We start from the raw sequence: 25,589 nt of genomic DNA, 5'->3' as shown, positions 1-25,589 counted from the left end.
CGGACCGGGCCCCCACCCGTCCGAGCGCCCCCTATTACCACACCGTGCTCAGGCGTCGAATGTAGCGCACGAGCAGGTTTCGTGTGGGCGCCGTGTCGAATCGTGTCAATCGTGAGACGCCATGAGGACATGATCGGCGGCCGGAATCCATCCCCCCGCAGGCCGCCGCAGCCACCCCTCCTCCGCCGCCAGCCGGGCCGCCGCCCCGCGCAGCGCGTCGAACGCGGGATGGGTCAGGCCCCTGCGCCACACCAGGGAGACGGGCGACAACGGCACGGGATCGACCAGCGGCCGCACCACGGTCGACGGCAGGGCCGGGAACCCCACGACGGCCAGGATCGGGTGACGTGTCCTGGCCATGATCCGCTGGAACTCCTCTTCCCCGACGGCCAGCGGCGCGGGCGGCGCGAGTTCGATCCCCCGCTCTTCGAAGAGGAGCCGCGCGAGGTCCGTCCACTCCGGCGTGCGGGGATTGCCGGCACCCGCGTAGACGGTCTCGCCGGCCAGTTCGGCGAGCGGCACTTCGGCCGTACCGGCGAGCCGGTGGTCCTCGGGCAGTACGACCGCCATCGGCTCGTACCGCACGGGCTGGTGGCCGAGCCCGCTGCGCAGCGCCGGGTCCAGTCCGGCGAACCGTCCGAACGACACGTCCAGCCGGCCCGCGAGCAGCTCGCCGGCGGCCCAGGTCAGGCCGCTCTCGTAGCGGGCCATCAGCTCGTGTCCGGGGGCGAGTTCGCGTGCCAGGTGCAGCACGCGGCGCGGTGTGACCAGGCCCGGGGAGTTGAGGTCGACGAGCAGGGGCCGGGCCTGGCCGAAGGCGGCCAGCAGGTCGTCCTGCGCCCGCAGCACGCGCCGGGCGTGCGGCAGCAGCCGCTCCCCGTCGGGCGTGAGCGTCACCTGCCGGGTGGTCCGCACGAACAGCTCGGCCCTCAGCTCCCGCTCCAGCTTCCGCACGTCCCGGCTGAGCGCCTGCTGGGCCACGTGGAGGCGGAGCGCGGCTCGGGTGAAGTGCAGTTCCTCCGCGACGGTGACGAAGGCACGCAGGAGGCGCGGGTCGAGAGGGGCGGGCATGCCGTGAACCTACAGCGGGCGGCGGCCCCGGGGGGTCAGGGGTCGGTGCGCTGCCCCCGGGCCTCGTTCCCGCCCTTCGACGCGTCCCCTCCGGTGGGCGCGCTGGCCTGGCCCACCCGGTGCCGGGGCGCCGACCGTACGGGCGGGCGCGTCAGGGTGATCTGCCGGACGACCTGCTGGAAGCAGGCCAGGGCCGCGATGCCGGGCAGGGCCGCCGCCGCGGTGCCGAGCACGGTCCTGGGCGCCTGGACGACACAGAGCAGCACGGCGACGCAGGAGAAGACGAGCACGACGCACCAGGAGTGCGCGGCCCGGCGCTGGTGCAGCGCGGCCCGCAGGACGGACAACGACGCCACCAGCCAGGGCCCGTAGACCAGCAGGGGCCACCAGGTGCGCAGGCCGCGCTCGGCCGGGGACGCGGCGACCAGGCGCAGGGGGTCGTAGGCGACGATGCCGCTCAGCAGGCTCACGGCGGTGGCGATCACGGCCGCCAGGGCCGCGACCAGGAAGCTGGTGGTGCGCAGCAGGCGCGGGGCCCTACGGGTGCGGACCTTGCGGTGGCGCCGGGGGACGTCCCGGACGGGCGGGAGTTCCTCGGTGATGTCCTGGAGCCGCCTCATCCGCTCGCCGCCGGGGGCGGGGACCGGTTCCGCGGCCGCGGGCGGTGGCTCGTCGCGGGGTGCGGGGATCCGTGACGCCTCCTGCTGGAGGGCTTCTTCGAGGATGAAGGCCAGTTCCTCGGCCGGGTCCCAGGTGGGGTCGGGCGGGGTCAGCGGGGTGACGAAGTCCCGGGTCGGGGCCCGGTGGCGTCCCGTGCCTTCGATTCCGTTGTCGTACATGACGCGGCCCGCTATTCCGCGAGCGCGAAAGCGGGCCATTCCGTCGCACTGATCCACCGTCGGGCGAGGTCCTTTTCCAGGCCGCTCATGGCGTCGATGAAATCGCGCAGCACCGGTTCGGTCACCTGCAGCGTGACCGGGCAACCGCCTCTGGTGAGCGTGCCGTTGACGGTGGCGGACGAGTGCGCCGGTGCCGGAATGTAGGTGTACGGGCCGAGCGTTACCGCCCAGCCGTCTTTCCTGGTCGCCTCGGTCATGTACCGACTAACCGTCGGCCCACTTCGGCGGATGCGCGGCAAACGAGTGAAGGATTTTCCCGAATGAGCATCTTTTCCATGCGCAATGAGGAGCATTAGGAATCTCCATATCGCTGTATGAAGAACAAGCAGCGAATGTTTTCCGCCATGTCTTTTTCCGCCACGGCCGTCCGGCCCGCCCGGCGAAGGCCCGCGGCCCGGGGCGCGGATTCACACCGCAGGTGCGTGAGTCGGCACGGAACAGGTGTTGGACGGCGTGATCACCGCCGGGCGACGGTGGGCTCATGCCGCATCTCGCCCCCTACCGACGCCTGTTCCGCCTGCCCGGCGCCCGCGCCTTCACCGCCGGGAACCTGATCGCCCGGCTGCCGATGGGCATGTTCAGCGTCAGCGCGGTCGTCATGATCGCCGGGACGCGGGGCTCGTACGCGCTGGCCGGTGCCGTCACGGCGACGGGGCTCGCGGCGACCGCGGTGGTCGCCCCGTGGACCGCGCGCCTGGTGGACCGGCACGGCCAGGCCCGGGTGGCCCTGCCCGCCACACTGATCGCCGTCCTCGGCTCCCTCGCCCTGCTGCTCTGCGTCCGCCACGACGCCCCGGACTGGACCCTGTTCGCCTCCTACGCCGCCACCGCCACCACCCCCAACATCGGCGGCATGTCCCGGGCCCGCTGGGCGCATCTGCTGCCGGGTGACGCGGAGGGACTGCACACCGCCAACTCCTTCGAGCAGGCCGCGGACGAACTGTGCTTCATGCTGGGCCCGGTGCTCGCGGCCCTCCTGTGCGGGGCGCTGTTCCCGGAGGCGGGCACGCTCGTCGGCGCGGTGCTGCTGCTGACCGGCATGGTGCTGTTCACGAGCCGGCGCGCGACGGAGCCACCGGTCCGGCGGCACATACCCGGCAAGCCGCCGCTGCGCGCGCCCGGCATGCCCTCGCTGCTCGCGGTCTGCCTGGCGATGGGTGGCGTCTTCGGCGCGACGGAGGTCGTCACGCTCGCCTTCGCGGACGCCGCGGGGCACCGGACCGCGGCCGGTGCCGTGCTGGCCCTCCAGGCGGCAGGCTCCTGCGCGGCCGGCCTGCTCTACGGCGCCGCGCGCCCGGCCGGGCCGGCCGCGGGCCGGCTGGCGTGGTGCGTGGCCGCCATGACCGCGCTGCTGACCCTGCCGCTGCTCGCGGCCGCCCTCACCGGGTCACTCCCGCTCCTGGCGGCGGCCCTGCTGGTGGCCGGGATGGCCACCGCCCCGACGATGGTCACGACCATGACGCTGGTCCAGCAGCGCACGCCCGAGGGCCGGCTCAACGAGGGCATGACCCTCGCGGTGACCGGCCTGCTCGGCGGCATCGCCGGTGGCAGCGCGCTCGGCGGCTGGACGGTGGAGCACGCCTCGGCGACGGCGGGCTACGCGGTTCCGGTGGCGGCCGCCGCCCTGGCTCTCGCACTCGCCCTGACCGGCGTGTCGAACCGCTTCGCCAATCAGCCCATGCCCCATTGACGCCCTCCCGCCCCCCGCATACCTTCGACCGTCGAAGCGCTTCAACGTCGGGCACCGGGACAGTGAGGGACTCCCATGAAGTTCACCGGCGGCTACCGGGTGCCGGAGCCGGCCTGATGGTCAGGATCACGGACGTCGCGCGCCGGGCCGGAGTGTCCCCGAGCACCGTGTCGTACGCGCTGAGCGGCAAGCGCCCCATCTCCGCGGCCACCCGGCGGCGCGTGGAGGAGGCCGCCCGGGAACTCGGCTACCGCCCGCAGTCCGGCCCGGCCACGTACGGCGTCTCGAACGTCCTGGCCGTGGCGGCTCCGCTGCGCGGCGGCGTCCACCTCCCGGCGATGATGCGGCTGACGGCGTCGGTGGTGACGGCGGCCCGCGCGCATGACCACGACGTGCTGCTCCTCACGCACGAGGACGGCCTGAACCGCCTCGGCGGTCCGGCCCCGGGGGACGCGTTGCTGCTCCTGGACGTCGCCCTCCGCGACCCGCGGCTGCCCCGGCTGCGCTCCCTGGGCCGCCCCGCCGCCCTGATCGGCCTGCCCGCCCATCCGCCCGGTCTGCCCTGCGTCGACCTGGACTACCGCGCGGCGGGCGAGGCCTGTGTGCGCCATCTGGCCCGGCTCGGGCACCGCGCCGTCGCGCTGGCCGGTCCGCCGCCGGAGGTCTATCTGCGGGAGACCGCCTCGGCCCGCCGCCTGGTCGAGGGCTTCACGGCGGCGGCCGACCGGCACCGGCTGGCCTCGTCGGTGCACCCGGCCGAGCCGTCCGCGGCCCAGGCCCTCGCGGACCGGCTGCTGCGCGCCCGTCCCGCCCCGACCGCCGTGGTCGTCCAGAACGACCCCCTGTTGGTCCCCCTGCTCACGGCCCTGCGGCAGCGCGGCCGGCGCATCCCGGAGGACCTGTCGGTTCTGGCCGTGGGCACCGACGTCCCCGAGACGGTCTCGGCCGTCACGGTGCCGTCGGCGGAGCTGGGCGCCCTCGGGGTGGAGCTGCTGCTGCGGGAGCGGACGGGCGCGCCCGGACCGGAGACGACCTTGCTGCCGCCGCGGCTGACGGAGCGAGGCAGTACGGGCCGGGCATGACGAAGGCCCCGCCGCTCGGAAGCGACGGGGCCTTCGCCCACATGGGATGAGTGGAGATGGCGGGAATCGAACCCGCGTCCAACGGTGTGGAACCAGGGCTTCTCCGTGTGCAGTTCGCTGCGATTTTCTCGGCCCCGGCGATCACGCGAACAAGTCGCCGACGGGCCCAGTCACTGTTTGATTTCCCATCGAACCCCGTGACCGGGCTCGATGGTTTAGTTCCCTAGCTTATGCCAGGATCCGGGCCGGGAACGCTCCCGGGCTGACACCCATTAGGGTCCTTCAGTCACTGCTTATCAGGCAGCGAGGGCGAAGGACTGGGAATCGCGCTTGGTGTTGGCGATTATTTTTTTGCGACATATGGTTTACGAGATCATTGCCGCTTCCTCGACACGCTTCCCCTGCTTCGACAGCCGCTGTCGAAACCGATCATCCCCATGTTGTGTTGACAATCCCCTCCGGAGAGGGGCGCGTACCCGCTGTGAGGTACAGGCACCATCGTACGTGACCAACGCAGGTCGGTGCCAGCGTATTCCCTACCTCGCGCGCTGCCTCCGCTTCACCGCCGCGATCGCGCGGTCGGTCTCCCGGCGGTCCTGCTTCTCGCGCAGGGTCTGCCGCTTGTCGTACTCCTTCTTGCCCTTCGCCAGCGCGATCTCGACCTTGGCGCGACCGTCCTTGAAGTACAGCGCGAGCGGCACGATGGTGTGACCCGTCTCGCCCGTCTTCGACTCCAGCTTGTCGATCTCGGCGCGGTGCAGCAGCAGTTTCCGCTTGCGGCGGGCGCTGTGGTTGGTCCAGGTGCCCTGGCTGTACTCCGGCACGTGCACGTTGTGCAGCCAGGCCTCGTGCCCGTCCATCTGCACGAACCCGTCGACCAGCGACGCCCGCCCCTGGCGCAGCGACTTCACCTCGGTGCCGGTGAGGACCAGACCGGCCTCGTAGGTGTCGATGATGTGGTAGTCGTGCCGCGCCTTCTTGTTCTGCGCGATCAGCTTGCGCCCTTGTTCCTTAGCCATAGTGCCGCCCATTTTCGCACTACACAGGGGGCTCGCGGGAAGTGGATTACGACGGGGTCGCCAGGCCCCGCAGGACGCTCTCGGCCCGCTGCAGGGCTCCCTCGTCCGCCTCCAGGTCGGGGGTGATGCCGCGGCCGTCGACCCCGCGGCCGGAGGGAGTGCGGTAGTGCCCCACGGTCAGCTCCGCGACGGAGCCGTCGGGCAGCCGGCTCGGCATCTGGACCGAGCCCTTGCCGAAGGTGCGGGAGCCCACGACCAGGGCGCGTCCGCGGTCCTGCAGGGCGCCGGTGAGGAGCTCGGCCGCGCTCATGGTGCCGCCGTCGACGAGAGTGACCAGCGGTCTCGTGGTGTCGCCGCCCGGCTCGGCGTGCAGGGCGCGCTGGGCGCCGTCGACGTCGTAGGTGGCGACCAGTCCGCCGTCGAGGAAGGCGGAGGCGGCGGTGACGGCCTCGGTGACCAGTCCGCCGGAGTTGCCGCGCAGGTCGAGGACGATGCCGCCGGGCGGGGCCTGCCGGACGGCGGCGCGGACCTGGTCGCCGGAGTCCTTGGTGAATTTGGTGACCTTGATGACGGTGACCGGTCCCGCGGTCTCCCGGACGGTGACCGAGTCGGTGGAGAGCTGGGCTCGGCGCAGCGTCTCGGTCCACGCGCGCGTGCCGCGCTCCAGGCCGAGGCGGACGGTGGTGCCGGCGGGGGCGTCGGTGGCGTCCCCGCGCAGTAACGAGACCACCTCGGTGACCGGCCGTCCGTCGGTCTCGCGGCCGTCGACGCTGCGCAGCACGTCGCCGGGGCGGACCCCGGCGGTGGCGGCGGGCGAGCCGGCGCGCACCTTCGTCACCTCGATACGGCCGTCGCGCTCGCTGCGCGCCCACAGGCCGACGCCGGTGTACTCGCCGTCGAGGGCGTCCTCGAACTCCTCGTACTCGCCCTCGGAGTAGACGGCGCCCCAGCGGTCACCGCTGCGGCTGACGGCGCGCTGCGCGGCCTCCACGGGGGACTTGCCGTCGGCCATCGCCTCCTCGGCCGCCCTGGTGACCTCCGCGTGGTGCCCGGCCGGCCGGGCCGAACGGGTCTCGTGCGGCGCGGACTTCCGGTCGCCCTGCGGCAGCGCTCCGGTCGCCGCACCGGCGGCGAGCACGCTCGCGAAGACCAAGGTCAGGGCGGCCCCGCGGCGGATGCGACGGGGCTGACAGAACGGGTCACGACCTGACATGCCGGTGAGTCTAGGACAAGGGGAAGGGCCGTACGGTCCGTTGACCGTACGGCCCCTCTTGGCGTGCGTCACACCTTCAAGTACTTGCGCAGCGCGAAGAACGCGGCCAACGCGGGCATCAGCAGGCTCGTGGCGAGGATGAGCGGCAGCTTGGTCAGGACGGCGTCCCAGCCGATGAAGTTGATCAGTGTGAGCTGATCCGCCAGGGCCAGTCCGTGGTCGATGATGAAGTACCGCGCGACGAGCAGGAAGGCGCACGCGAGGGTGCCGCCGATGAGTCCGGCGACCGCGGCCTCCATGATGAACGGCGCCTGGATGTAGAAGCCCGAGGCGCCGACCAGGCGCATGATGCCGGTCTCGCGCCGCCGGCTGAACGCCGAGACGCGCACGGTGTTGACGATCAGCATCAGCGCGACGACCAGCATCAGCGCCATCACCGCGCGCGCGGCCCAGTTCATGCCCTCCAGCAGCTTGAAGAGGTTGTCCAGGGTCTCCTTCTGATCCTGCACGGACTGCACGCCGTCCCGGCCGTTGAAGGCGGTGGCGACCACCTGGTACTTCTCCGGGTCCTTCAACTTGATGCGGTACGACTCCTGCATCTGGTCCGGCGTGAGGGAGGCGGCCAGCGGGGAGTCGCCGAACTGCTCCTTGTAGTGCTTGTACGCCTGGTCCTGCGACTCGTACGTGACCTGCTGGACGACGTCCATCTTGTCGAGGTCGCTCTTGATCTGCTTCTTCTGGTCCTCGGTCACCGCGCCCTTGGCGCAGTTGGGGTCGGACTCGGCGTCGGACTTGTTGCAGAGGAAGATCGAGACGTTGACCTTGTCGTACCAGTAGCCCTTCATGGTGTTGACCTGGTCGCTCATCAGGAGCGACCCGCCGAACAGGGCCAGCGACAGGGCGACGGAGACGATGACGGCGAAGGTCATCGTCAGGTTGCGGCGGAGACCGACGCCGATCTCCGACAGGACGAACTGGGCGCGCATGGCGGCTGGTTATGCCTTTCCGTGGATCTCGGGAAGCGGTCTCAGTGCTGGTAGCCGTAGACGCCGCGGGCCTGGTCGCGGACGAGGCGGCCCTTCTCCAGCTCGATGACGCGCTTGCGCATCTGGTCCACGATGTTCTGGTCGTGCGTGGCCATCACCACGGTCGTGCCCGTCCGGTTGATGCGGTCGAGCAGCTTCATGATGCCGACGGAGGTCTGCGGGTCGAGGTTGCCGGTGGGCTCGTCGGCGATGAGCAGCTTCGGCCGGTTGACGAAGGCCCGCGCGATGGCGACGCGCTGCTGCTCACCACCGGACAGTTCGCCGGGCATCCGGTCCTCCTTGCCGCCGAGCCCGACGAGGTCGAGCACCTGCGGCACGGACTTGCGGATCTCGCCGCGGGACTTGCCGATGACCTCCTGCGCGAAGGCGACGTTCTCGCCGACCGTCTTGTTCGGCAGCAGCCGGAAGTCCTGGAAGACCGTCCCCAGCTGGCGCCGCATCTGCGGCACCTTCCAGTTGGAGAGGCGGGCGAGGTCCTTGCCCAGGACGTGCACCTGGCCGTGGCTGCACCGCTCCTCGCGGAGGATCAGCCGCAGGAAGGTGGACTTTCCGGAGCCGGAGGACCCCACGAGGAACACGAACTCGCCCTTCTCGACCTCCAGGGAGACATCCCTGAGGGCGGGGCGGGTCTGCTTGGGGTAGACCTTGGAGACATTGTCGAATCGGATCACGGATGCACCACGGGTCGCCGGGGGTAGATGAGCGTGACCATACGCGACCCGGGCACGGCACCGCAGTCACCGGTCGCGGTTGCGCAGCGGATGTGCCGTTTTGTACGTCCCTCCGGCGGGGCGGGGAACTGTGCGAGCGGCGCGCACCCTCCGGAGGAACCTGGCAGAGTGGAGGGGGAACATTCCCACCCCCACGAACGTTGGACACGTGGAACCGTCGCAAGGAGGGCAAGCGCATGACGTACGACCGGCTGGTGTGCGCGAACTGTGCGGCCCCCGTGAGCGAGGGCCGCTGCCCCGTGTGCCGCGCGAACCGCGAGCGCCTGCAGCAGGAGAACTTCCTCGCGGGCCTGAGCCCGATGGCGCTGATCGCCCTGCTGACGGTCCTGATCGCGGCCGTGGCCCTGCTGGCGCACCAGACCGCGTGACGGCGTAGCCCCCTGCGAGGCGGCTCTCCCGGAGAGCCGGCCCCTCCCGACCGCATGGCGAAGGGCCCGGAGCGTGCTGCTCCGGGCCCTTCGCGCTGTGCGCACGGTCCGTGCGGGCGCGGCTACCGTCAGGCGGCGGCGCCGCCCCGGCCGCCCATCAGGCGCGGCAGGACGCGGAAGCCGACACCGCCGGCGATCATCGTGGCGGCGCCGATCACCAGGAAGGTGGTCTGCGCGGCACCCGTCTCGGCGAGCTCCGGACCGCCGGCCTGGGCCTGCGGCGCGGGGGTGTTGTCCGAGCCGGTGTCGGTGAGGGCCGAGGAGCCCTGCTCCTGGGTGGAGGCGCCACCGTCGGGGTCGGCGTTGTTGCCGCCGCCGTTGCCGCCACCGTTGGCGTTGCCGTTCCCGCCGCCGTTGCCGTTGCCGTTCCCGTTGCCCGGGTTGCTCGGCTCGTCCGTCGGGTCCTCGGTCGGCTCGGTGGGCTCGTCCGTGGGCTCGGCCGGGGGCTCCTCGGTCGACGGCGGGTCGGTCGGGAGGTTGGTGGGAATGCCGGTCGGCTCCTCCGTCGGCGTGGGCGTCGGCGACGGGGCCGGCGACTCCTCGGCGCACAGGATGCCGAGCAGGCACTCCTCGCTCTCCGCGGCGGAAGCGGCACCGGCGGCGGTCAGCGAGGCACCGGCGGCGATCACGGCACCGGCCGCTATCCGCGCGACACGGATCCGCGTCTTCTTCGTCATGTGGTTGCTACCCCCAGTAGCTCATCGTCATTAGGCAGCGTCGGGGCTGTGCTCGACGGGGACGGCTGCGGTGAGAGGCCCCCGGTTCACATGCGCCCCAGAGACACGCATGCCGCGCTTCACCCTTCCCACTTTTCAAAGACACGTCAAGGCCGTTTGCGGACGCCATGTCCAACTACGGGGGCTATGCCGGGAGTCTGAGCTCGTGAGTGTGATGTAAAACCCAGACATGCGGGTACAGAAAAGGCAACTACCGCCCTGCGGGCGGCAGTTGCCTTGTCGACAAACTTACTTCTCCTGCTGCTTGCGCCAGCGAATTCCGGCCTCCAGGAAGCCGTCGATCTCGCCGTTGAACACGGCCTCGGGGTTGCCGACCTCGAACTCCGTGCGCAGGTCCTTCACCATCTGGTACGGGTGCAGGACGTACGAACGCATCTGGTTGCCCCAGGAGTTGCCGCCGTCGCCCTTGAGGGCGTCCATCTTGGCCTGCTCCTCCTGGCGGCGCCGCTCCAGCAGCTTGGCCTGGAGGACGTTCATGGCCGTGGCCTTGTTCTGGATCTGCGAGCGCTCGTTCTGGCAGGAGACGACGATGCCGGTGGGGAGGTGGGTGATGCGCACCGCGGAGTCCGTGGTGTTCACGCCCTGGCCGCCGGGGCCCGACGAGCGGTACACGTCGATCCGCAGCTCGCTCTCGTCGATGTCGACGTGGTCGGACTGCTCGACCACGGGCAGGACCTCGACACCCGCGAAGGACGTCTGCCGGCGGCCCTGGTTGTCGAACGGCGAGATGCGCACCAGCCGGTGCGTGCCCTGCTCGACGGAGAGGGTGCCGTAGGCGTAGGGCGCCTGGACGGCGAAGGTGGTCGACTTGATGCCGGCCTCTTCCGCGTACGACGTCTCGATGAGTTCGGTCTTGTAGCCGCGCTGCTCGGCCCAGCGCAGGTACATGCGCTGGAGCTTCTCGGCGAAGTCGGCGGCGTCGACGCCGCCGGCCTCGGCGCGGATGTTCACCAGGGCCTCGCGGGAGTCGTACTCGCCGGACAGGAGGGTGCGGACCTCCATCTCGTCCAGCGCCTTCTTCACGGCGGCCAGCTCGGACTCGGCCTCGGCACGGGTGTCCGGGTCGTCCTCCTCCTCGGCCATCTCGAAGAGGACACCGAGGTCGTCGATGCGACCGCGCAGGGCCTCGGCCTTGCGCACCTCCGCCTGGAGGTGCGACAGCTTGCTGGTGATCTTCTGCGCCTCATCGGGGTTGTCCCACAGGGACGGCGCGGCCGCCTGCTCCTCGAGCACGGCGATGTCTGCCCTCATCTTCTCGAGGTCCAGAACGGCCTCGATCGACTCCATGGTCGAGGAGAGGGACTTGAGCTCTTCGGATACGTCGACGACTGCCACGCCCTCCAGCGTAACGGCTCCGCCCGGCGACCATGCCCGGGCGGCCGCCGGGACGCCGGGGCCGGGACGCCCCGGCCGATCGCGAAACCCCCGCCGAGCGGCCTCCGGCGCACCTGCCCCGGCGGCCCGCCGACCGCTCGGCACGGCACCGTCCGGTCCGCCGCGGCAGGCGGCTGCCGGACCGGCCGGCTGCGGCCCGCGGTGGTGGGAGCCGGTGCCGGTGCCCGCGGGTCAGGGGGACTGCGGTGCCGAGTTCCTCGTGTCCTGGGGCGGGGCGTCCGTGTCGTCGCCCGACGAGGTCAGCCAGGCCCCGACGCCGACCGCCGCCGCCAGGGCGACCGCGCCCGCGCCCAGCGCCACCCTGCGGCGGCGGGCGACGGCGCGGTTGCGGGCCGAGCCCGGGCGGGGGGCGCCGGGGGCGCGAGGGGCCCGGGCCGTGCCGTGCGCACCGCCGGCCAGCTCGTCGGGGGCCGGGACGCGCATCGAGGTGTGCGTGTCCCGGTTGGAGTCGGCCGGCTTCGCGCCCGGCACCAGGGGGACCGCGCCCCGGCGCCGGACCCGCTCCCCGGCCGGCGCGGGTCCGGCGGACCGTTCCTCACGCTCGGCCTCCTGCGCGGACTCCGTGTCCGGCTCGTCCACCTCCAGGGGCGGCATGCCCGCCAGCATCGGCAGCAGCTCCCTCAGCCGCGCCCCGAGCTCCGAGGCGCGCAGCCGGGAGGCCGGGGCCTTGGCCAGGCACTGCACGAGCAGCTGCCACAGCTCGTCGGGGATGCCGGGCAGCGGGACGACCGTCTCCGTGACGTGCCGGCGCAGCACCGCGCCCGGATGGCCGCCGCCGAACGGGGTGAAGCCGGCGAGCAGCTCGTACAGGACGGTGGCGAGCGCGTAGATGTCGACGGACGCGCGCGGGGGCAGGCCCTCGACGATCTCGGGGGCGAGGTAGTCCGGCGTGCCGATGATCTTCGTGGCCTTGGTGCGGCGCGGGGTGTCGATGAGCTTCGCGACCCCGAAGTCGGTCAGCAGCGCGCGGTGGGAGCCGCCGGGGCCGAGCGGGCCCTGCATGTCCAGCAGGACGTTCTCCGGCTTGACGTCCCGGTGCACGACCCCGGCGGCGTGGGCGGCCGCGAGGCCGTCGGCGATGTCGGCGGCGATCGCGACGGCCGCCTCGGGGGCGAGGCGCCGGTCCCGGTCCAGGCGGGTGCGCAGGTCCGTGCCGCGGACCAGGTCCATGACGAGGGCCAGGTCGTTGCCGTCGACGACCAGGTCGCGCACCGACACCACGTGCGGGTGCTCCAGGCCGAGCAGGGCCGTGCGCTCCTGCACGAAGCGCCCGACGAGTTCCTGGTCGGACGCGAGGTCCTCGCGCAGCAGCTTGATGGCGACGGGGCCTTCCGGTCCCTCGCCCAGCCACACCGTGCCGGCGCTGCCCCGCCCGAGGATCTGGTGGGCGGTGTACCGGCTGCCGATCTTCCGTGCCAAGGCTGCTCCTACCGACGCGTGTTGTCGCTAAAACTACGCGTCCGAGGAGCCAACCTTCACCGCGGAGACGGAAATCACCCGCCAGGTGTCGACAAATCACCAACCCCGCGGGGTGGTTCGGGTCAGTTCGTGCCCGAACCGCTCCCGCCGAGCTGCTCGAACCAGCCGGTCGCGGTGGAGAACCAGTCGGTGAGCTGTTCCCAGTAGCCCTTGGTGGTGCCGATCCACTCCTGCAGCGGGCTCAGTTCCCAGATCAGCCAGCCGGCGACGAACAGGATGACGATCGTGAACAGACAGCCCTTCAGGCAGCCCAGGCCGGGGATGCGCATCGGGTTGGCGCTGCGCTGCCGCGGCTGCCGGGGCTCACGCTGGGGCCGCTGCGGCTGCTGGGGCTGGGCCGGGGGCGCCGGCGGGGCGTAGCGCTGCGGCGGCTGGGGCCGCTGCTGCTGCGGCTGTGGGGCGTACTGCTGGGGCTGCTGCTGTTGCTGCGGGTAGCCGTAGCCGGGGCCCGGCGGGGGCGCCTGGCGGCGCGGGGGCTGCTGCGGCCGGGCGACCTGGCGCTGCGGGCGGCGGCGCAGCGGATCCTCGTTCGGGTCGAGGTACTGGACCTGCGTCTGCTCGTTGCGGTCGCGGGCCGCGCGCAGCTGGTTCTGCCAGGGGTGCGGGTCCTCGGGGCCGCCCTGCTGGTTCTGCTGTCCGGGGTGACCGGGCGAGCCCGGCGGGACCGGGGGCATGACGGCGGTCGGGTCGGCCGCGCCCCGGTGGGGCAGGACGGCGGTGGGGTCGGCGGCACCGGCCGGGCCGCCGGTGTGGGGCAGGACGCTGGTCGCCGCGTTCGGGTCGTAGGCGCCCGCGCCGTGCGGCAGGACCTGGGTCGGGTCGGCCGCGCCGGGCGTGTCCGGCACCGGCGCGGGGGCCGGGTCCGGTGCCAGGAGCGCGCCGACGCCCTCGGCGGCGGCGATCTGCGCGGAGTTCGCGTGCACGCCGATGCCCTCGGCGACGACGCGCAGGCCGCGGGCGAGGTTCACGGCGCTGGGCCGCTCGTCCGGGTTCTTGCGCAGGCAGCGCTCGATGACCGTCCACAGCGGGTCCGGGACCGTGGAGGGGCGGCGCGGCTCGGCGCTCAGGTGCTGGTGCAGCACTTCCAGGGCGGAGCCGCCGGAGAACGGCGGACGGCCGGTGACCAGCTCGTACAGCAGGATGCCGGCGCCGTAGATGTCGACGGCGGAGGTCTGCGGGCGGCCCTCCGCGGACTCGGGGGCCACGTACGCGGGCGTGCCGACGAACTCCTGGGTGCGGGTCAGGCCCGGCGAGTCGGCGAGGCGGGCGATGCCGAAGTCGGTCAGCAGCGGATGCATCCGCCCGTCGTACTGCTTCAGCAGGACGTTGGCCGGCTTGAGGTCGCGGTGGACGACGCCGTCGGCGTGGCTGGCGGCGAGCGCGTCGGCGATCTGGGCCGTGAGCAGCGCCGCCGCGACGGGGGTGAAGGGCCCGTTCTCGCGCAGGTAGCGGTGCAGGTCGGGGCCCTCGACGAGGTCCATCACCAGCGCCAGCAGCTCGCCCTCGACCACCAGGTCGCGGACCCGGACGATGTTCGGGTGGGTCAGCCGGAGCAGCACCGAGCGCTCCCGGAGGAACCGCATGACGATGTCCGGGTCGCCGGCCAGCTCCTCCTTGAGGACCTTGATCGCGACGGTCTCGCCGGGCTGTCCGGGCACGGCCGCCTCGGCGCCCGCCGTCTCGCGCTGGCGGGCTCGCCAGACGGTGCCCGTGGCGCCGCGTCCGAGCGGCTCCTCGAGCAGGTACTTGCTGCCTACCGGCCGCACGTCATGCGCTCCCTGGTGCTTGCCTTGCCTGCTGACCTGTCCGACCCACTGTAGTGCCGGGTCGCCGCGGACCGGAGTGTCGTCTTTCTGTGCGTCTTACGTATCCGCTCTCACAGTCGTTCGAAGGAAAGACGCTCACCTCGGTCTCGTGGTTGCCGGGAACGAACGTGACCGATCTCAAGACGACGCCTGTGGGTCATCTCTCAGGCACTTTTGCGGGCAGAGCCGACCAATCAAGATCACCTTTTCCCGAGCGAGGGGCGCGGTGTCAGTGGCAGGTGCGAGGATGCGTGCAGTACTGGCCGACGTGCCGGGGCGGGGCGGGGGGGCTCCGCGCCCGGGCAGAAGGGACCGCTGACGGCGATGCAGATCCGGCTGACCGTCGTAGATCCGCTGGGCGCATCGGCTCCGGGGCGGGAGAGCGCCCCACGCAGCGACGTCCTGGTCACGGCACCGGCCGGTACGGCACTCGCGGCGGTGGCCTCGGCGCTCGCCCAGGTGGTCTCCGGCGGTGACGGTTCGGGCACGCCGGTGCTGTACGCCGGGGAGCAGCGACTGGACGCCCAGCGCTGCACGCTCGGCGAGCCCCCGCTGACCGACGGTGCGGTGCTGTCCGTGGGCGCGCCCGGCGAGCCGGAGCCGCATCCCGAGTGGGACGACGCCCCGGCCCAGCTGCAGGTGGTCGCGGGCCCCGACGCCGGCGGTGTCCATCTCCTGCACGGCGGCGAGATCCGTATCGGCCGCTCCGCCGACGCGGACGTGCCCCTGGACGACCCGGACGTCTCCCGGCTGCACTGCGCGGTGACGGTGGCCGCGGACGGCCGCGTCTCGGTCGCCGACCTGGACTCCACGAACGGCACGACGCTGGACGGGGCGCGGGTGGGTGCCCGGGCGGTCCGTTTCGCGCCCGGGGCGCTGCTGCGGATCGGCGAGTCGGCCCTGCGGCTGGCTCCCGCCGGGGGGCCGGGGGGCCGGGTCGAGACCACGCCGGACGGGGAAGGACACGTGCGCGTCCCCGGGCCCGCCGGGGACGACACGACCTCGCCCGCGCGCGAGGCGGCTCCACGAGCGGCGGCCCCTTCCGGCCCCACACGGCACGCCTACGGCACGACGGCCCGGAGCACCGCGGGCGCCTCGGAGCCGGGCTCCGGCGAGGCCGTGGTGCCCGGGCAGGGCGGTGCGCCGGGGATCGAGAACGAGGGCGGGACACCGGGGGTCGAGAACAGGGGCGAGAGGCCCGGGGAGGCAACGCGGCCGGGACCCGCCGGGACCGTGCCCGCCTCCCCCTCGCTCCTCCCGCCGGAGGGCAGCCTCAGGGCTCCCCGGCAGCGGGGTGCGACGACGCCGGCGGGCAATGACACGGACACGCACGCGGGCCGCTCCGGCATCGGGGCGTTCGAGGGACCGGCCTCGGACGGCTCGGGTGGGCAGGCCGGGGCGGCGTACGGGACCTGGGCCGCTGACGACACGGGGTGGGCTCGTACCGGGGCTGACGACACCGGGCGGCCTCGCACCGGGACCACTGACGCTGCCGGACGGCCTCACACCGGGGCCCTTGACAGCACCGGGCAGGCTCGTGCCGGGGCCGGGGGCGGTTTCGGGCACGGTGGGGTCCAGGCGCCGGGCACCGGCGGGCCGGTCGCTCCCCACCCGGCGGCCGAGGACGGCGGGGCCGGCGCCCGGAGCCACCACGGTGGGGGCACCACCCCGCGGGGCTCCCACGGGTCCGCCGACTCCGCTGCCCCCGCCACCCCCGCCGACGCCCCGCTCCCCGCCGACGAGCGTCTCGGCCGTGGGCGCAAGGGCACGCCCCTCCGGGGCACGGACGTACCGCCCGGCACGCGGCGGCGTGGCGGGCTCGGGGCGTGGGCCCGGCGGTGGGCCGGAGGGCGTGCGGAGCAGCCTGTCCAGCCGAGCGGGGCGTACGACGAGGACGAGCCGGCCGGGCCGCCCCCGGCGGAGCACCCCGCGGCGGGCCCGGCCGTCCCCGAGACCTGGCCGGATCCGGCCGCACTGCTGCTGACGGCCCTGGGGCCCGGCCCCCGGCTCTGGGAGCGCGGCCCGGGCCACCCCGAGGCGCTCGCCGTGCGGCTCGGCACGGCGGACCGGGCGGCACCGGACGGCTCGGGTCTGCTGCCCGCCGTGCCGGTGACGGTCGGGCTGCGCGAGGTCGGCGCGCTGGGACTGGCCGGACCCCGGGCGCGACTGTCCGGGCTGGCCCGTGCGGTGCTGGCCCAGCTCGCCGCGCTGCACTCCCCCGACACGCTGGAGATCGTCCTGATCACGGCGGACCGCTCCCGTCCCCTGGAGGAGCGCACCGCCGAGTGGTCCTGGCTGGGCTGGCTGCCCCACGTCCGCCCTGGACACGCGCAGGACTGCCGCCTCCTCCTGGCCCACGATCGCGAACAGGCCGCGGCCCGCACGGAGGAGTTGCTGCGCCGCCTGGAGGACCAGCTGGCGGAGGAGGGGGCGAGCCCGGGCAGCGCCGGGGCCGGGCCGATCCCCGGCGCCCGCGGCTCCGGCACGTACGCCACCCGGTCCGACGACCGCCCGGGTGCCGCGTCCTCCTCCACCCGTGCGAGCGGCGGACCGGGCGCCCGCGCCCCACGCCCGGACGACCGCACACCGGGCCCGGGCGCACCGCTGCCCGGCGCACGGAGTGTGGACGGAGCGGGTCCCGCCGGCGGCTCCGCCTTCCCGGCCTCCCACCTCCGCGGGAGCGACAGCCCTGTCGACCGGCCCACAGGCCCGGGCGCACCGCTGCCCGGCGCACGGGTTCCCGGCGCCCCCGGCTCGCCGGCCCAGGGGAGCGCCGGCCCGGGCGCCGCACAGCCCGGCTCCCGGGCCCTCGGCGCCCACCCGGACGGATCCGGCTCCCCGGCTTCCCGCACCCCCGGTGCGCACCCCGCGGCGACCGCCGACCCGGCGGGCCCCGGCGGTGGGCGTCCGGCACAGCCGCGGTCCGGCACGCGGCGGCCCTCCTGGGCGCGGGACGACGCCGTCGGCTCAGCCGCCGCGGGCGGTTTCCCGGGGCCGTACACCGTGCTCGTCGTGGACGGTGACCCCGGCGGCGCCGATCTGCGGGACGCCGTGGCGCGGCTGGCCGTGGAGGGGCCCCGGGCGGGGATTCACGTGATCTGCCTGGCCGAGACCGCCGCCGCCTCGCCCGCCTCCCCCGTGAGCGAGACCTACGAGGCGGCCTGCTCCGTGGCGCCGACGTTCCGGCAGTGCGGCGCGGTCGCGCTGCTCAGCGGGGACGTGGCGACCGCGCTGCGGCTGATGCGTGTGGCCCACACCGGCGGGACGCCCGGCCCCGTCGGGCACGGCACCGTCGCCACCGTCGACGCCGTCTCCCCGGCCTGGGCCGAGCGGTTCGCCCGGGCGCTGGCGCCGCTGCGCACGGACGGCCCGGCGGGCGACCGGCAGCCGCGCGTCTCGGCACCGCTGCCGCAGGCGGCCCGGCTCCTGGACGAACTGGGTCTGGCCCGTGCCACCCCGGCCTCGCTGATGGCCCGCTGGGCGGACGCGGCCGACGACACCGACGCGCTGGGCGGCCGGGTGCGCGCGGTGCTGGGCGCCGGTCCGCGCGGCCCGGTCGGCGCCGACCTGGCGGCGCAGGGCCCGCACCTGCTGGTCGAGGGCCCGCCGGGCAGCGGCCGTACGGAGCTGCTGCGGGCGGTCGTCGCGTCCCTGGCCGCCGCCGAGCGGCCGGACCGGCTGGGCATCGTGCTGGTCGACGGCCGGGGCGGCCCGGGCGCGGGCGGCGGCCCGGGCGAGGGACTGCGGGTGTGCACGGACGTCCCGCACGTGAGCACGTATCTCACGGCTCACGATCCGGTGCGGATGCGGGAGTTCGCGCAGTCGCTGAGCGCGGAGCTGAAGCGCCGGGCCGAGCTGCTCGGGCGGAGCGACTTCACCGAGTGGCACACGGGACGTGAGCTGTCGGGCCGTATGGTCGCCCAGCGCACGGCGACGGCCCGCGGCACCCAGCCGGGCGAGTCCGCCACCGGCGATCTCGACAGCCCGTCCAGTTCCACCCTGCGGCTGCGACCCGGCAAGGCCCGGCGGCAGTCGGAGGCCGCGGCACCTCCCCTGCCCCGGCTCGTCGTGGTCGTGGACGACCTGGACGCCCTGGTCTCCCCCGCCCTCGGTTCGACGGGACGCCCCGCGGCCGGGTCGGTGATGCGCGCCCTGGAGGCCGTGGCCCGGGAGGGCGAGCGGCTCGGCGTGCACCTGGTGGCGGCCACCGGCCCGTGCGCCCGTACGGCGGAGACGGAGCCGGCCCGCCGGGCCACCCTCCGCGTCACGCTCGACGCCCCGGCGCAGGGCCCCGACGAGCCCGCTCCCGGCCGGGGGAGCCTGGCCGGTGCGGACGGGCGCGTCACGCCGTTCCAGGGCGGGCGGGTCACCGGCCGGATCCCCCGGACGGCGACGCTGCGCCCCACGGTCGTGGCGCTGGAATGGCACCGCATGGGTGACCCTCCGGCCCGGCGACCGGTGCGGGAGCTCGGAAACGGCCCGACCGACCTGGCACTGTTGGCCAGCGCGCTGGAAAGGGCGGCGCGGGAGGTCGCGGCGGCGCGGGTGCCGTCCCTTCTGTGAGGGGGACGGCCGCCGGCCCCGCCCGGCGTCGCGGGGCCCCGTCCCTGGTCACGAGGGAGTCACGATCCCCCGCTTGACAGCCGACGCCATCTTGCCGCCCCCGCACACCCGGGCGTAGACCAGATCGCACGGGAGCGCGCTCGACGTTCGACGAGGAACGAAGAACGGGGCAGTCATGCACATGACGAGCAGCACCATCCGGAAACGCTGGTCGCCCGAGCGGGACACGGCGACCCCCCACAGCCGCAGAGCCACCAGGGCCGCGGCAGCCGTCGCCGCGGGAGCGCTCGCGCTCTCGCTCACCGCCTGCGGAGGCGACGACGGAAACGACAGCGGTGGAAACACCGGCAACTCCGAGGAGACCGCCAACAGCGTCACCCTTCCGAAGCTCGACGGGACGAGCCTGGAGATCGCCGCCGTCTGGACCGGTACCGAACAGGCCAACTTCAAGAAGGTCCTGGCGGAGTTCGAGAAGCGCACGGGCGCCAAGGTCACGTTCGTGCCCGCACAGGACCCGATCATCAACTTCATCGGCTCGAAGGTGGCCGGCGGGCAACCGCCGGACATCGCGATGCTGCCGCAGCCGGGCGCCATCAAGCAGGCCGTGGACCGCGGCTGGGCCAAGCCGCTCGGCGCCGACGCCCAGAAGGAGCTCGGCGAGAACTACTCACAGGGCTGGCAGGACATCGGCAAGGTCGGCGGCAAGCAGTACGGCGTCTACTACAAGGCCGCCAACAAGTCCCTGATCTGGTACAACAACCAGGTCTTCGAGAACGCCGGGGCGAGCGAGCCCGAGACCTGGCCCGACCTGCTGAACACGGCCCAGACGGTCTACGACTCCGGCGTCACCCCGTTCTCCGTCGGCGGCGCCGAGGGCTGGACGCTGACCGACTGGTTCGAGAACGTCTACCTCTCCCAGGCCGGTCCGGAGAAGTACGACCAGCTGGCCAAGCACGAGATCAAGTGGACGGACCCGTCCGTGAAGGACGCGCTCACCACCCTCGCGCAGGTGTGGGGCAAGCCGGACTACATCGCGGGCGGGGCGAACGGGGCGTTGCAGACCGACTTCCCGGCCTCCGTGACGCAGGTGTTCACCGGCGGGGACCAGCCCAAGGCGGCCATGGTCGCGGCGGGTGACTTCGCGCAGGTCAACATCCCCTCCTCCATGAAGGTCGGCACGGACGCGAAGGTGTTCCCGTTCCCGGCGGTCGGGGACAACGGCCCGGTGGTCTCGGCGGGCGACGCGGCCGTGATCCTGGAGGACTCGAAGGGGGCGCAGGCCCTGGCCACCTGGCTCGCCTCGCCGGACGCGGCGACGATCCAGGCCAAGCTGGGCGGCTACCTCTCGCCGAACAAGAACGTGGAGAACTCCGCGTATCCGAACTCGGTGCAGCAGAAGATCGCCAAGGCGCTCATCGACGCCGGAGACGACTTCCGCTTCGACATGTCCGACCAGGCCCCGCAGGCCTTCGGCGGCACGCCCGGCAAGGGCGAGTGGAAGATCCTCCAGGACTTCCTGAAGAACCCGAAGGACGTGGCGGGCACGCAGGCGAAGCTGGAGGCCGAAGCGGCCGCGGCGTACGGGAACTGACGTCATGACGTCGGCCACGGCGGCAGGGGGCGTCGAGCCCCCTGCCGCTCCCAAGTCGCGCAAGAGTGTGACCGGCACGCGCAGGATGGTCGCGGCGCTGTTCCTGCTGCCCGCGCTCGTCCTGCTCGGCGCGCTCGTGGTGTACCCGATCGGGTACTCGGTGGTCCGCAGCTTCTACGACCAGTCCGGCGACGGATTCGCCGGCATCGACAACTACAAGGCCCTCTTCACCGACGAGGGCATCCGCACCGCGCTGAAGAACAACGTCTTCTGGGTGGTGTTCGCGCCGACGGTCGCGACGGCCCTCGGCCTGATCTTCGCGGTGCTGACCGAACGGGTGCGCTGGGGCACGGCGTTCAAGCTGGTCGTCTTCATGCCGATGGCGATCTCGATGCTGGCCGCGGGCATCATCTTCCGCCTGGTGTACGACCAGGACCCGGACAAGGGCGTGGCGAACGCGGTGTGGGTGGGCGTGCACGACACGTTCGCCCAGTCGTCGGCGTTCCCCAAGGCCCACCCGGGCCGGGAGTCGCCGCTGGAGCCGGCGGGCGGAGGCGCGTTCATCACGAAGTCGCCGGTCCGTGCGGGCGAGCCGGTCTCGCTGCCGCTGGTGGGCGTCGCGCCGGACCTGATGCCGGACGACGCGAAGCCGGCGGTGGCGCCGAAGCCCGAGCCGGACAAGGTCACCGGCACGACCTGGCAGGACTTCACGCGCGGCAAGGGCGTCGGCACCCTCAACAGCGTCGACGCCGCCGAACTGGGCTACGCGGGGATGCGCGTCGAGGCCGTGAAGGACGGCAGGGTCGTGGCCTCCACGACGGCCGGCGACGACGGCACCTTCACGCTGCCGGCCTCGGCCGACGGGGCGCAACTCAGGCTCCCCGAGAGCAACTTCAAGGAGCCGTACAACGGTCTGGACTGGCTGGGCCCGTCCCTGGTCACCCCGTCCATCATCGGCGCGTACATCTGGATGTGGGCGGGCTTCGCGATGGTGCTGATCGCGGCCGGACTCGCGGGCGTGCCCCGGGAGCTGCTGGAGGCCGCCCGGGTCGACGGCGCGACGGAGTGGCAGGTGTTCAGACGGGTCACGGTGCCGTTGCTGGCGCCGGTCCTCGCGGTCGTCGCCGTCACGCTGATGATCAACGTGCTGAAGATCTTCGACCTGGTCTTCATCATCGCCCCCGGCTCCGCGCAGGACGACGCGAACGTGCTCGCCCTGGAGCTGTACCGCAAGGGCTTCTCCGAGGACCAGCCGGGCATCGCCAGCGCCATCTCGGTGTTCCTGCTGCTGCTCGTGATCCCGGTGATGTGGTTCAACGTACGGCGGCTGAGGCGGGAGGTGCGGCGATGAGCGCGGACACGGACGGTCTGCGAGGCGAGGCGGCGCGGCCCACCGGCTCGGTGCGGGCGAAGCGCTCGCTGGGGTCCCGGCTGGTCGAGGGGGTCAGCGGCGGACTGGTGCGGGTGTTCCTCATCGTGGTCGGCCTGTTCTGGCTGGTGCCGACGATCGGTCTGCTGCTGGCCAGTCTCCGCTCGCCGGAGGACATCGCGGCGAGCGGCTGGTGGAAGGTGTTCACCGAGCCGTCGCAGATCACCTTCGACAGCTACTCCAAGCTGCTGGAGAACGACGACATCACCAGCAGCCTGCTGAACACGGTGTGGATCACCGTGCCGGCGACCCTGCTGGTGGTGATCATCGGCTCGCTGGCGGGCTACGCCTTCGCCTGGATGGAGTTCCCAGGGCGGGACTGGTGGTTCCTGGGCGTGGTGGGCCTGTTGGTCGTGCCCGTGCAGGTGGCGCTGATCCCGATCGCCGAACTCTTCGGCAACATCGGCATCTTCGGCTCGGTGATCGGCGTGGTGCTCTTCCACGTCGGCTTCGGACTGCCGTTCGCGGTGTTCCTGCTGCGGAACTTCTTCGCGGAGATCCCGCGCGAGCTGCTGGAGGCGGCGCGGCTGGACGGGGCGGGCGAACTGCGCCTGTTCTTCCGGGTGGTCATGCCGCTGGGCGGTCCGGCGATCGCCTCGCTCGGCATCTTCCAGTTCCTGTGGGTGTGGAACGACATGCTGGTGGCGCTGATCTTCTCGGACTCCGGGAGTCAGCCGATCACGGTCGCACTCCAGACGCAGGTACGGCAGTTCGGCAACAACATCGACGTGCTGGCCCCCGGCGCGTTCATCTCGATGGTGGTCCCGCTGGCCGTCTTCTTCGCGTTCCAGCGGCAGTTCGTGTCCGGCGTGATGGCGGGAGCGGTCAAATAGCGTCCGCAGCACGGCGCTTGGCGGGGCGGACCGGGTGCGGTCCGCCCGCCGGCGTTCCCCCGGATGCCGTAGCCGCCGTAACCAACAGGCCCCACCGGCCGTTCCCGGGCCGAACGCCCGCGCCGACCGATGGATGGCCTCTTGCCCAGGTTCAGTGTCATTGTCCCCGCGTACCAGGTTCAGGCGTACCTGCACGAGTGCCTCGAATCGGTGCTCTCCCAGTCCTGTCCCGATCTGGAACTGATCGTCGTCGACGACTGCTCGCCGGACGCGTGCGGAGCGATCATCGACGAGTTCGCCGCCCGAGACGCGCGCGTGCTCCCCGTCCACCTGCCGGAGAACGTCGGCCTGGGCCGCGCGCGCAACGCCGGCGTGGCCCGCGCGAGCGGCGACTACCTGCTGTTCCTCGACAGCGACGACACCCTCACACCCGACGCGCTGCGCGCCGTCGCCGACCGGCTGAAGGAGACGGGCGATCCGGACGTCCTGGTCTTCGACTACGCGCGCACCTACTGGACGGGCGAGGCGGTCCGCAACCAGGCGGCCCTGCAGCTGACCGAGCAGGGCCCGGCCCCGTTCCGCCTGGAGGACCGGCCGGGCCTGCTGCGGCTGCTGATGGTCGCCTGGAACAAGGCCTACCGGCGGGAGTTCGTCGAGAAGGAGGGCTTCGCCTTCCCGCCCGGCCTGTACGAGGACACGCCGTGGACGTACCCGGTGCTGATGACCGCGGAGTCCATCGCGACCCTGGACCGGGTCTGCGTGCACTACCGGCAGCGGCGCCTGGGCAGCATCCTGCGCACCACCAGCGAGCGGCACTTCGACGTGTTCGAGCAGTACGACCGGGTGTTCGCCTTCCTGGAGGAGCGCCCCGAACTGGCGCAGTGGCGGCCGGTGCTGTTCCGCCGCATGGTCCACCACCTGGGGATCGTGTACTCCCGGCGGGACCGGCTGCCGAAGGGCTCCCGGGCGGACTTCCTGCGCCGCGCCCGCGCCCACTACCGCCGCTACCGCACCCCCGGCGTGCCCGTCCCGCTGCGCGCCCGGGTGCAGCACGTCCTGATCCGCTTCGGCCTGCACCACACCTACCGGACGCTCCAGCTCGCGTCGGCCCTGCACCGCCGCGTCTCCCGGCGGACGGGGAAGCTGCTGCGGGGCCTGCGGACGGCCGCCCTGCGAGGCCACTACCGGGTACAGCGCTGTCTTCCGCTGCGCGCCGACCGGGCCGTCTTCGCCGCCGACGACGGCCGCGGCCACGGCTGCGACCCGGGCGCGCTGGAGACGGCGTTCCGCGAGCTCGCGCCGCACATCCGCACCGCGTGGGTCGCCCGCCCCGAGCACCACCACACGATCCCGCCGGGTCCGCGCCGCCTGGTCCCCGGCTCGGCCGCCTACTGGACGGCGCTCGCCCGCTCCCGGTACCTGGTCAGCAACACCGGCTTCGACCCGGGGCTCGCCAAGCGCCGGGGACAGGTCCTGGTCCAGACGGGGCAGGGCACCCCGCTGGGCCACATCGGCCTGGACCTCCAGGAGCGCCCGGCGGCCGCCCGGGGCCGGGACTTCGCCCGGCTGCTGCGGGACGTCGACCGGTGGGACTACGTGCTGTCCGCCAACCGCCACACCACCCTCACCCACGAGCGCGTCCACCCCGGCCGCTACACCACGCTGGAGTACGGCCACCCCCGCAACGACGTGCTCCTGACCGCCGGCCCGGCGGACGTGAGCCGGCTGCGCGCCTCGCTCGGCATCCCGGAGGGCACGGTGGCGATCCTGTACGCGCCGGCCCACCGCGACTACCGCCGCTCCCCGTACCGCAGCCTCGACCTGCAGCGGATCGCGCGCCGCCTGGGCCCGCGCTTCGTGGTCCTGGCCCACGGCCACCACGCCTACGACGCCCCGCTGACCACGAGCCGCGGCCGGGTCGTCGACGTCAGCGACCACCCGAGCGTCCAGTCGCTCTGCCTGGCCTCCGACGCCCTGGTCACGGACTACGCGTCGCTGATGTTCGACTACGCCAACCTGGACCGGCCGATCGTGATCCACACCGACGACTGGGAGGCGTACGAGGCGGCCCGCGGCACCTACTTCGACCTGCGCGCCTTCCCACCCGGGGCGATCGCGCGCGGCGAGGACGAGCTGATCGACATCTTCGCCACCGGCCACTGGCGCGGCTCCCGGTCGGCGCAGCTGCGCGCGGCGTTCCGCGAGCGGTTCTGCCCCCACGACGACGGCCGGGCCGCCGAGCGGGTCGTGCGCCGGGTCGTCCTCGGGGAGACGGAGCTGCCGCCGGTGGTGCCGCTCGGCGAGCGCCGTCCGGTGCCGTCGGCGGCGTCCGCGCTGACGCGCGAGCCGCTCGCCACGGTGCCGCACCCCGCCGGGGCACACCCGGCCGCGCACGCGGCCGCCCTCACCGACCACCTCTGACCACGGTTCCCACTCCGGGGAGAGTCCCATGCCCTCCAGCCCGTCGCGGCCGACGCCCAGCCGGCCGCCCTCCTGGCGCCCGTCCGGACACCCGGGCCGTCCGCGCGCGGCCTGAGGCGGCCCCGGTCCCCTCCGGCCCGGACAACTCGCAGAGCCC

At 73.3% G+C, this 25,589-nt stretch carries 19 protein-coding genes and 1 other RNA gene; 8 read left to right on the top strand and 12 right to left on the bottom strand.

The window, feature by feature from the left end; translation table 11 throughout:
* Positions 1-105: 105 nt before the first annotated feature.
* From ACIGAQ_RS09520 to ACIGAQ_RS09510, 3 genes are read right to left on the bottom strand one after another with little or no spacing between them, the layout of a single operon-like run.
* Complete coding sequence (locus ACIGAQ_RS09520) at positions 106-1,071, bottom strand: LysR family transcriptional regulator (protein WP_399780846.1); 966 nt, start codon at positions 1,069-1,071, stop codon at positions 106-108.
* A 35-nt stretch (positions 1,072-1,106) separates the two neighbouring features.
* Positions 1,107-1,910, bottom strand: coding sequence for a hypothetical protein (locus ACIGAQ_RS09515; protein WP_399780843.1), 804 nt, complete (start codon positions 1,908-1,910; stop codon positions 1,107-1,109).
* A gap of 11 nt (positions 1,911-1,921) precedes the next feature.
* Positions 1,922-2,167 (bottom strand): hypothetical protein, encoded by a 246-nt coding sequence (locus ACIGAQ_RS09510; RefSeq protein WP_399780840.1) that lies wholly within the window; start codon positions 2,165-2,167, stop codon positions 1,922-1,924.
* A gap of 284 nt (positions 2,168-2,451) precedes the next feature.
* On the opposite strand from ACIGAQ_RS09510, the gene ACIGAQ_RS09505 reads away from it, so the two are divergent.
* Positions 2,452-3,660: an MFS transporter gene (locus ACIGAQ_RS09505; protein WP_399780837.1), complete on the top strand. Its 1,209-nt coding sequence runs from the start codon at positions 2,452-2,454 to the stop codon at positions 3,658-3,660.
* Positions 3,661-3,776: 116 nt separating this feature from the next.
* Entirely contained in the window at positions 3,777-4,742 is a 966-nt protein-coding gene (locus ACIGAQ_RS09500; protein WP_399780834.1) for a LacI family DNA-binding transcriptional regulator, read from the top strand.
* Positions 4,743-4,790: 48 nt separating this feature from the next.
* Here the strand turns inward: ACIGAQ_RS09500 and ssrA are convergent.
* The 5 genes from ssrA to ftsE all read right to left on the bottom strand — a co-directional run bounded on the left by ssrA (position 4,791) and on the right by ftsE (position 8,691).
* Positions 4,791-5,179: a transfer-messenger RNA gene (gene ssrA / locus ACIGAQ_RS09495) on the bottom strand.
* A gap of 99 nt (positions 5,180-5,278) precedes the next feature.
* The gene (gene smpB / locus ACIGAQ_RS09490; RefSeq protein ID WP_311688373.1) at positions 5,279-5,761 is read right to left on the bottom strand and encodes an SsrA-binding protein SmpB; all 483 of its coding nucleotides are present in this window, start codon (positions 5,759-5,761) and stop codon (positions 5,279-5,281) included.
* A gap of 46 nt (positions 5,762-5,807) precedes the next feature.
* The gene (locus ACIGAQ_RS09485) at positions 5,808-6,974 is read right to left on the bottom strand and encodes a S41 family peptidase (protein WP_399780830.1); all 1,167 of its coding nucleotides are present in this window, start codon (positions 6,972-6,974) and stop codon (positions 5,808-5,810) included.
* Between the two features lie 68 nt (positions 6,975-7,042).
* Entirely contained in the window at positions 7,043-7,960 is a 918-nt protein-coding gene (ftsX, locus tag ACIGAQ_RS09480) for a permease-like cell division protein FtsX (protein ID WP_094052196.1), read from the bottom strand.
* Between the two features lie 41 nt (positions 7,961-8,001).
* Positions 8,002-8,691, bottom strand: a complete 690-nt coding sequence (gene ftsE / locus ACIGAQ_RS09475; protein ID WP_003990615.1) for a cell division ATP-binding protein FtsE — start codon at positions 8,689-8,691, stop codon at positions 8,002-8,004.
* 236 nt (positions 8,692-8,927) lie between these two features.
* Between ftsE and ACIGAQ_RS09470 the strand changes: the two genes are divergently transcribed.
* The gene (locus ACIGAQ_RS09470; RefSeq protein ID WP_094052195.1) at positions 8,928-9,119 is read left to right on the top strand and encodes a hypothetical protein; all 192 of its coding nucleotides are present in this window, start codon (positions 8,928-8,930) and stop codon (positions 9,117-9,119) included.
* Positions 9,120-9,247: 128 nt separating this feature from the next.
* On the opposite strand, the gene ACIGAQ_RS09465 is transcribed toward ACIGAQ_RS09470, so the two are convergent.
* The 4 genes from ACIGAQ_RS09465 to ACIGAQ_RS09450 all read right to left on the bottom strand — a co-directional run bounded on the left by ACIGAQ_RS09465 (position 9,248) and on the right by ACIGAQ_RS09450 (position 14,556).
* Entirely contained in the window at positions 9,248-9,856 is a 609-nt protein-coding gene (locus tag ACIGAQ_RS09465) for a hypothetical protein (protein ID WP_311688371.1), read from the bottom strand.
* A 288-nt stretch (positions 9,857-10,144) separates the two neighbouring features.
* Positions 10,145-11,251: a peptide chain release factor 2 gene (prfB, locus tag ACIGAQ_RS09460; protein ID WP_311688370.1), complete on the bottom strand. Its 1,107-nt coding sequence runs from the start codon at positions 11,249-11,251 to the stop codon at positions 10,145-10,147.
* A gap of 231 nt (positions 11,252-11,482) precedes the next feature.
* Positions 11,483-12,730: a serine/threonine-protein kinase gene (locus tag ACIGAQ_RS09455; protein WP_311688369.1), complete on the bottom strand. Its 1,248-nt coding sequence runs from the start codon at positions 12,728-12,730 to the stop codon at positions 11,483-11,485.
* Between the two features lie 122 nt (positions 12,731-12,852).
* Positions 12,853-14,556, bottom strand: coding sequence for a serine/threonine-protein kinase (locus ACIGAQ_RS09450; RefSeq protein ID WP_399780825.1), 1,704 nt, complete (start codon positions 14,554-14,556; stop codon positions 12,853-12,855).
* A 363-nt stretch (positions 14,557-14,919) separates the two neighbouring features.
* Between ACIGAQ_RS09450 and ACIGAQ_RS09445 the strand changes: the two genes are divergently transcribed.
* The 5 genes from ACIGAQ_RS09445 (at position 14,920) to ACIGAQ_RS09425 (ending at position 25,432) form a co-directional block, all read left to right on the top strand.
* Positions 14,920-19,158 (top strand): FHA domain-containing protein, encoded by a 4,239-nt coding sequence (locus ACIGAQ_RS09445; protein ID WP_399780822.1) that lies wholly within the window; start codon positions 14,920-14,922, stop codon positions 19,156-19,158.
* A gap of 175 nt (positions 19,159-19,333) precedes the next feature.
* The gene (locus tag ACIGAQ_RS09440) at positions 19,334-20,749 is read left to right on the top strand and encodes an ABC transporter substrate-binding protein (protein ID WP_399780819.1); all 1,416 of its coding nucleotides are present in this window, start codon (positions 19,334-19,336) and stop codon (positions 20,747-20,749) included.
* Between the two features lie 4 nt (positions 20,750-20,753).
* Positions 20,754-22,100, top strand: a complete 1,347-nt coding sequence (locus tag ACIGAQ_RS09435) for a carbohydrate ABC transporter permease (protein ID WP_399780816.1) — start codon at positions 20,754-20,756, stop codon at positions 22,098-22,100.
* On the top strand, positions 22,097-23,011 hold the full coding sequence (locus ACIGAQ_RS09430; protein ID WP_311688366.1) for a carbohydrate ABC transporter permease: 915 nt from the start codon (positions 22,097-22,099) through the stop codon (positions 23,009-23,011). The genes ACIGAQ_RS09435 and ACIGAQ_RS09430 overlap by 4 nt, the downstream gene beginning before the upstream one ends.
* A 141-nt stretch (positions 23,012-23,152) precedes the next feature.
* Positions 23,153-25,432 (top strand): CDP-glycerol glycerophosphotransferase family protein, encoded by a 2,280-nt coding sequence (locus ACIGAQ_RS09425; protein WP_399780813.1) that lies wholly within the window; start codon positions 23,153-23,155, stop codon positions 25,430-25,432.
* The last annotated feature ends 157 nt before the right edge of the window (positions 25,433-25,589 follow it).

It is taken from the genome of Streptomyces sp. NPDC085932, from assembly GCF_044540525.1.
Taxonomy (GTDB): Bacteria; Actinomycetota; Actinomycetes; order Streptomycetales; family Streptomycetaceae; genus Streptomyces; species Streptomyces levis.
The sequence above is the reverse complement of the archived record's forward strand: the minus strand, read 5'-3'. Positions and strand labels throughout refer to the sequence as shown.